At 65.0% G+C, this 6,741-nt stretch carries 7 protein-coding genes; 2 read left to right on the top strand and 5 right to left on the bottom strand.

All coding sequences use genetic code 11. The features are described 5' to 3' along the window. Positions 1–44 precede the first annotated feature (44 nt). Positions 45–434, bottom strand: a complete 390-nt coding sequence (locus AC5RWX_RS28745) for a HesB/IscA family protein (protein ID WP_493948372.1) — start codon at positions 432–434, stop codon at positions 45–47. Between the two features lie 216 nt (positions 435–650). Next, entirely contained in the window at positions 651–2,090 is a 1,440-nt protein-coding gene (locus AC5RWX_RS28740; RefSeq protein ID WP_494099648.1) for a dipeptidase, read from the bottom strand. A gap of 89 nt (positions 2,091–2,179) precedes the next feature. Here AC5RWX_RS28740 and AC5RWX_RS28735 point away from each other — a divergent pair, with 89 nt between their 5' ends. Further along, entirely contained in the window at positions 2,180–2,782 is a 603-nt protein-coding gene (locus AC5RWX_RS28735) for a DUF3043 domain-containing protein (RefSeq protein WP_494099647.1), read from the top strand. A gap of 120 nt (positions 2,783–2,902) precedes the next feature. On the opposite strand, the gene AC5RWX_RS28730 is transcribed toward AC5RWX_RS28735, so the two are convergent. Continuing rightward, entirely contained in the window at positions 2,903–3,973 is a 1,071-nt protein-coding gene (locus AC5RWX_RS28730; RefSeq protein WP_494099646.1) for a quinone-dependent dihydroorotate dehydrogenase, read from the bottom strand. A 75-nt stretch (positions 3,974–4,048) separates the two neighbouring features. Between AC5RWX_RS28730 and AC5RWX_RS28725 the strand changes: the two genes are divergently transcribed. Next, positions 4,049–5,047 (top strand): alpha/beta hydrolase, encoded by a 999-nt coding sequence (locus AC5RWX_RS28725; RefSeq protein ID WP_494099645.1) that lies wholly within the window; start codon positions 4,049–4,051, stop codon positions 5,045–5,047. A 21-nt stretch (positions 5,048–5,068) separates the two neighbouring features. Here the strand turns inward: AC5RWX_RS28725 and AC5RWX_RS28720 are convergent, their stop codons facing one another. Continuing rightward, a complete protein-coding gene (locus AC5RWX_RS28720; protein WP_494099644.1) occupies positions 5,069–5,911 on the bottom strand; it encodes an isoprenyl transferase in 843 nt (280 codons plus the stop codon). Positions 5,912–5,913: 2 nt separating this feature from the next. Then, the gene (gene recO / locus AC5RWX_RS28715) at positions 5,914–6,666 is read right to left on the bottom strand and encodes a DNA repair protein RecO (RefSeq protein WP_494099643.1); all 753 of its coding nucleotides are present in this window, start codon (positions 6,664–6,666) and stop codon (positions 5,914–5,916) included. Between the last annotated feature and the right edge of the window lie 75 nt (positions 6,667–6,741).

Here is a 6,741-nt window from a genome sequence, read left to right as displayed (position 1 = left end):
TTAACTGGAGGAGGCGCGGCGCCGGCACCGGGCGAAATAACCGGCTAGTGGAAGGAGTCTCCACAGGCGCAGGAGCCGCCGGCGTTCGGGTTGTCGATGGTGAATCCCTGCTTGGAGATGGTGTCCTCAAAGTCGATGCTGGCACCGCTGAGGTACGGGACGCTCATCTTGTCCACAACAACTTCGACGCCGTCGTAGTCCCGCACAGCGTCGCCGTCCAGGAGTCGTTCGTCGAAGTAGAGCTGGTAGATCAGTCCTGAGCAGCCGCCGGGCTGCACAGCAACCCGGAGCCGCAGATCGGTGCGGCCTTCCTGCTCGAGAAGACTGCGGACCTTGCCTGCTGCGACGTCGGTCAGGTTGACCTCGTGGACGGGCAGTTCTTCGCTGGCCGCGCTGGTGGTCTGGGTGCTGTTCTCATTGGTTGCGGTGCTCATTGGCCTACCTTCTTAGGACGGTCTGGCGGCTCCGCGCTAACGGTGCCTGCCCCTACGGATTCGGTATGGGCTATACCTACATGCTACGCGTGGCGCACCTGTAGCTCTAACTCCTGACGTAACCATGGAAGCCCCTTCCTTGTTCCCGCGGAGCCTCTTTCGGCTTCAGCTTCAGGGTCACGCCAAGGTGATGCCGGGACGACGGGCCGCCTGCTTCTAGAATCCATCGTTCAGGCGTGACAGCAGCAACGCTTCGGCCAGGATGGCTTTCCGGAAATCACCCAGGTGCAGTGACTCGTTGGCACTGTGGGCCCGGGAGTCCGGGTCTTCCACACCCGTCACCAGGATCTGGACGTCCGGATACACCTCCGTGAGATCGGCAATAAACGGAATGGAACCGCCAATTCCTGTCTCCACTGCTTGTACGCCCCAAGCCTCTCCCAAGGCCCACATCATCAGTCCTGCAGCGGCCGAGGATGTGTCCGTCTTAAACGGGTTGCCGCTCTCCCCCGGCGTGAACGTGACTTTGGCACCGAAAGGAGCGTGCGCCGCCACGTGTTTGCGGACTGCCTCCATCGCTTCTTCCGGGACCTGCCCCGGTGCAAGCCGGAGGCTGAACTTGGCCCGTGCCCGGGGCAACAGGGTATTGGAGGCCACGTCCACGGCCGGTGCGTCAAAACCGATGATGGACAGTGCGGGCTTGGTCCAAAGCCGGGAGGCGATGCTGCCCGAGCCGGCGAGGCGGACGCCATCGAGCACTGAGGCATCCGCCCGGTAGTCAGCCTCAGGGAACTCCACCGACGCGTTGTCGAAGGCCACCAGACCCTGGATGGCGACGTTTCCGTCGTCGTCATGAAGGGTGGCGATCAGGCGGGACAGCAGGGTGGGGGCATCGAGCACGGGTCCCCCGAACATCCCTGAATGGACCGCGTGCTCCAGGACCTGGACTTCGATGGTTCCGTCCACGAGCCCACGGAGGCTAGTCGTTAGGGCCGGAACGCCCACCTTCCAGTTGCTGGAATCGGCGACGACGATGACATCGGCACGGAGCATCTCCCGGTGTGCCTCCAGGAAAGGCCGGAAGGTGGGGGAACCTGCTTCCTCCTCGCCCTCGAAAAAGAACGTCACGCCGAGGCCCAACCCATCCCCCAGAACCTGGGAGACCGCTGCATAGGCACCGATGTGGGCCATGATGCCTGCCTTGTCGTCTGCGGCGCCACGGCCGTAGAGACGCCCGTCCTTCTCGACAGCGGTGAAAGGTTCCGTGTCCCAGAGGCCCTCATCGCCCGCGGGCTGGACGTCGTGGTGGGCGTACAGCAGGATGGTCGGCTTGCCTTCCGCAGCCGGGCGGCGTGCGACGACGGCGGGGCCGCCTGGAGTGCCGTCCGGCTTGCCGCAGCCAAGGATCTGCACCTCCTCGAGGCCAGCTGCGCGGAGCAGTTCCGCCACGGCTTCGGCGCTGCGATCGAGCGGAGACCGGTCGAAGCTGGGCCAGGCGATTCCCGGAATCGCGACCAGTTCCTTAAGGCGGGCAAGGGTGCCCTCAAAGGAGTGGTCGATGGCGGCCCGGAGGTCTTCCGTGCCGGGGTTTGCGTTGGGGCCGGGAGGTGTGGGGCCGGCAATGTTGCCGGGGGTGGCCGTCGGAGATGAAGTCATGGGAAAACATTACCCTCGGCACATTCAGCGCCGTGGCCGCTGCAACGGCCGGGCCGGAAAGCAATGCCGCCGCAAGGTATTCTGTTCTGGTGTTCGGACGTAAAAAGGAAGCGCCCTTGGCGCAGGAATTATCAGACCAGCAGGCTGCGGAAGCTTCGGCCCGGCAGAACGGCATAGCCGGCAAGGGGGCCCCCACTCCAACCCGCAAAGCCCAGGAGGCTGCACGCAAGCGTCCGTTGGTGCCGGAGGACCGCAAAGCCTCCAAGGCTGCCGAGCGCCAGGCCGTCCAGGACCAGCGGCTCAAGATGCGCCAGGCGCTGGATACCGGCGATGAGAAGTTCCTGCCGCTGCGGGACAAGGGCCCCCAGAAGCGGTTCACCCGTGACTATGTAGACGCGCGTTTCAGCCTTGGCGAATACCTGATGTTCGGCGCCCTGGTATTCGTCCTGGTTTCCCTGGTAGTGCCTGCGTCCAGTGACCTGATGATTTACGTCCTGGGCGGTTTCTGGGTGATGTTCCTGGCCGTCTTCGTTGACGTATTTATCCTGTCCCGCAAGCTCCGCAAGAGGTTGACCGAGAAGTTCGGCGAGGTGGAGCGGGGCACGGTCTGGTACGGCTCCATGCGTTCGCTCCAGTTCCGGAAGCTGCGGCTGCCCAAGCCGCAGGTCAAGCGCGGACAGTACCCCGCCTGACCTGGTCCCTGCGTCCTCCCATTCACTAGACAACGAAACCCCGGTGGCATTTCCACCGGGGTTTTGTTGCGACCGAGGGTACCGGCCCGCTACGCGGTACGGCTGCAGCGCAACGACGCGCTAGGAGCGCCGGTTCTTCGCCAGTTGCCGGTTGATGCGCGATGCCCAAAACGGGCCTTCGTAGAGGAAGGCCGTATAGCCCTGGACCAGGGTGGCCCCGGCGTCCAGCCTGTCCTGGACGTCCTGGGCCGTTTCTACTCCGCCAACGGCCACAAGTGTAAGGGTGTCACCGGTGATCTGCTTGAGCCGGCGCAGCACTTCCAAGGAACGCTGTTTGAGCGGAGCGCCGGAGAGCCCGCCGGCACCGCACTTTTCCACCAGATCTGCAGGGGACGCCAGGCCTGTCCTGGCGATAGTGGTGTTGGTGGCAATGATGCCGTCTAGCTTCAGGTCCAAGGCAAGGCGTGCGACGTCGTCGATGTCCTCGTCGCTCAGGTCCGGAGCGATTTTCACCAGCAGGGGAACGTGGCGGCCCGCTGCACGGTCGGCTTCTTCGCCGACGGCGGTCAGCAGCGGCCGGAGGCTTTCCACGTCCTGCAGGAGCCGAAGGCCGGGGGTGTTGGGCGAACTGACATTAACCACAAGATAGTCAGCAGCGGGCGCAAGGCTGCGCGAACTGGCCAGGTAGTCATCCACAGCATCAGCCAGTTCAACAACCTTGGTCTTGCCGATGTTGACGCCGATGACGGGGCGCACCGAAGGGTGCCTGCGCTGAAGTGCAGCACGGGCGGCCTTAAGCCGCGGGGCCACGGCGGTGGCGCCGTCGTTATTGAATCCCATCCGGTTGATTACGGCGCGGTCCTCGACCAGGCGGAAAAGGCGGGGCTTTTCGTTGCCCGGCTGGGCCTGGCCGGTAATGGTTCCCACCTCAACGTGGCCGAACCCGAGCTGGCTCAGTGCCTCTATGCCATGGCCTTCCTTGTCGAAGCCTGCGGCAAGACCGAAGGGCGAGGGAAAGGTGACGCCGAAGGCCGTTGTCTGCAGTGACGGTGCCGGGGCGGTCAGTTTCTCCAGGACCTTTCCCGCGCCGGACCGATGTGCCAGCCGGATGGCCTTGAACCCTATTTTGTGGGCGCGCTCGGCGTCCATCCATGAAAAGGCCAGCCGGAAGAATGTGGGGTAAACGCGCATGCCTCCAGTCTTCCGTCTTGGCGGTCCCAGACCAAAATGACGAGGTCCGGCCAAACTGCGGAATAGCATAAAGCCATGGAATGGCAGCGGGACATCCTGGGCGAAGAATTTGAGTCCCATGCCTTCACAGCTGCCGGAGCGGACGGTGTGGAGCGGACCGCAACCCTGGTGCGGTTCCGCCCTGCCGTGACCGGTGCCCTCACGTCGCCGGGGCACCGCAGGGCTGTCCTCTTCCTGCACGGCTGGAGCGACTATTTCTTCAATGTGGACCTTGCCCGCTTCTGGTCGTCGGCCGGCTACGGCTTCTATGCACTGGACATGCACAACCACGGCCGGAGCCTGCGACCGGAGTTCCCGGGAGGTTACGTCTCGGACCTAACCGACTATGACGCCGAGATAGAGTTGGCCTGCCGCCTGATCAGCCAGGAAGGCGTTACCCGGCCGCTGACCCTGATGGGGCACTCAACGGGAGGGCTGGTGGCGGCGCTGTGGGCCAGCAGGCATCCCGAAGCGGTTTCGCAGCTCATCCTCAACAGCCCGTGGTTGGAGATGCATGGAAGCGCGCTGGTGCGCCGCGCGGCGTCAAGCATGGTGAAACCTGTTGCCCGCTTCCGGCCCGAGGCCGTGCTCAGGCTTCCGGAGCGCGGCTTCTACTGGCGGACCATCAGCAGTTCTGCGGACGGGGAATGGTCGCTGGATGACCGGTACCGGCCGCCCATGGCTTTCCCTGTGCGCGCCGGTTGGCTCAGCGCGGTCCTTGCCGGTCACACGAAGGTGGCGCGCGGGCTCGACATCGAGGTTCCCATCCTGGTCATGCTGTCCCGGGGAAGCGCGAACGGACTCTTCTGGTCCGAGGAGATGCGGCGGACTGACGCTGTGCTAGACGTCAATGTTATTGCTGCCCGCGCCCTCACCCTGGGCCGAACGGTGACGGTGGAAAGGATTGAGGGCGCATTGCACGACGTGTTCCTCTCCCCCGCCGCTGTGCGTGGGGACGCCTACGCGCGCCTGTCGCGCTGGCTCCGCGCATACGGCGACCCGGCAGACGACGAAGAGGTTCCTGGAGAGGCCTGACCGGCGCTGATCCTAACCGGGCTACTGCGCCGGCCCTGCTCCGTCGACAGGGCGGGCTGCGTCCACCGCACCACCGTAACGGCGGTCCCGCCGGGCGTACTCTTCCACTGCCGCCCACAGCGTCCGGCGGTCGACGTCGGGCCAAAGGGTGTCCATAAAGACAAACTCTGCGTAAGCGGACTGCCACAGCAGGAAGTTGGACAACCGCTGCTCCCCCGAGCTGCGCAGGAACAGGTCCACGTCCGGGAGGTCCGGCTCGTCAAGGTACTTCTGGATGGTGCGTTCGGTGATGGCACCGGGCTTGAGCCGGCCGGCGGCGACCTCGCCGGCGATGGCGGAGACGGCGTCGGTAATCTCCGCCCGGCCGCCGTAATTGACACACATGGTCAACGTGCAGGTGCTGTTTCCGGCAGTGAATGCCTCAGCTTCTTCAAGTTCCCGGATCACCGAGCCCCACAGCCGCGGCCGCCTGCCGGACCAGCGGACGCGTACGCCCCATTCGTCGAGCTGGTTCCGCTGCCTCCGAAGCACGTCCTTGTTGAATCCCATCAGGAAGCGCACTTCCTCCGGGGAGCGGCGCCAGTTCTCCGTGGAAAAGGCGTAGACACTGACATACTCGATGCCCAGCTCAATAGCCCCTGCCATAACGTCCAGCAGGGCGGGCTCCCCCGCTTTATGGCCTTCTATCCTCGGCAGTCCGCGCTGGTTGGCCCATCGGCCGTTTCCGTCCATCACAATGGCAACATGCCGGGGTATGAATTCTGCAGGGATGGACGGCGCCACCGCGCCTGAGGGATGCGGGTAAGGGGCAACCACGGGGTGGCTCCGCTGAGGGGACGCGTTGTTCTTTTTTCCCAGGGCCACTGTTAGCTGCGCTCCACATGTTTGAGGGACTTCAAAACTCGTTCAAGATGCCATTGCAGGTAGGCCGCCACGAGGCCGGCCGCTTCTTTGCGGTGCACGGGCAGGGAGCCGTCCGCAGTGGTCCAGTCGCCGGTCAGCAGCGCCGCGAGGAGCACCACCGTTTCCGGCGCCGGCGCAGGCGAGCCCGGCGGCCGGCATCCACTGCAGACCATACCGCCCACCGGTGCGGAAAAGGCGCTGTGCGGGCCGGGCAGCCCACAGCGGGCGCAGTCCGTGAAGCTGGGCGCCCAGCCGCCGGTGGCCAGTGCCCGCAGCAGGTAGGAATCCAGGATCAGCCCGGCGGCGTGTTCGTTCCGGCTCAGTGACGCCAGGGCACCGACCAGCAGGTTGTACTGGGCGGTCCCTGATTCACCGTCAACGTCGGTGAGCTTTTCCGCTGTCTCCGTCATGGCGGCAGCTACGGTATAGCGGCCGTAGTCTGCGGCGATGCTTCCGCCGTAGGCGCCTTTGGCCACAGCCTGGGTGACAATGTCCAGCGACTTTCCGGACACAAGCTGCAGGTCCGCCACCATAAACGGCTCAAGGCGCGCACCGAACCGGCTACTGGTCCGGCGGACTCCTTTGGCCACAGCCCGGACCTGGCCGTGGTGCTTCGTCAGCAACGTGATGATACGGTCCGCCTCGCCCAGTTTGTGGGTACGGAGCACGACGGCGTCGTCCCGGTAGGCGCGGGAGGCGAAAGAGTGTTGGGCCACGCCTTATCTTCCCATCCTTTTCGGGAACCGCCCTCCCGGGCGCCAGGGGGCGGTAGCGTTGTGCCGCCAGGAGAC

This window comes from Arthrobacter sp. SPT-J7, from assembly GCF_059089965.1.
Note: the sequence above shows the minus strand (reverse complement) of the source record. Positions and strands in the feature narration are given on the sequence as shown.

Coding starts and splice junctions, on each gene's coding strand:
- AC5RWX_RS28740 (WP_494099648.1), bottom strand. CDS start 2,090: ATGACTTCATCTCCGACGGCCACCCCCGGCAACATTGCCGGCCCCACA.
- AC5RWX_RS28730 (WP_494099646.1), bottom strand. CDS start 3,973: ATGCGCGTTTACCCCACATTCTTCCGGCTGGCCTTTTCATGGATGGAC.
- AC5RWX_RS28725 (WP_494099645.1), top strand. CDS start 4,049: ATGGAATGGCAGCGGGACATCCTGGGCGAAGAATTTGAGTCCCATGCC.
- AC5RWX_RS28745 (WP_493948372.1), bottom strand. CDS start 434: ATGAGCACCGCAACCAATGAGAACAGCACCCAGACCACCAGCGCGGCC.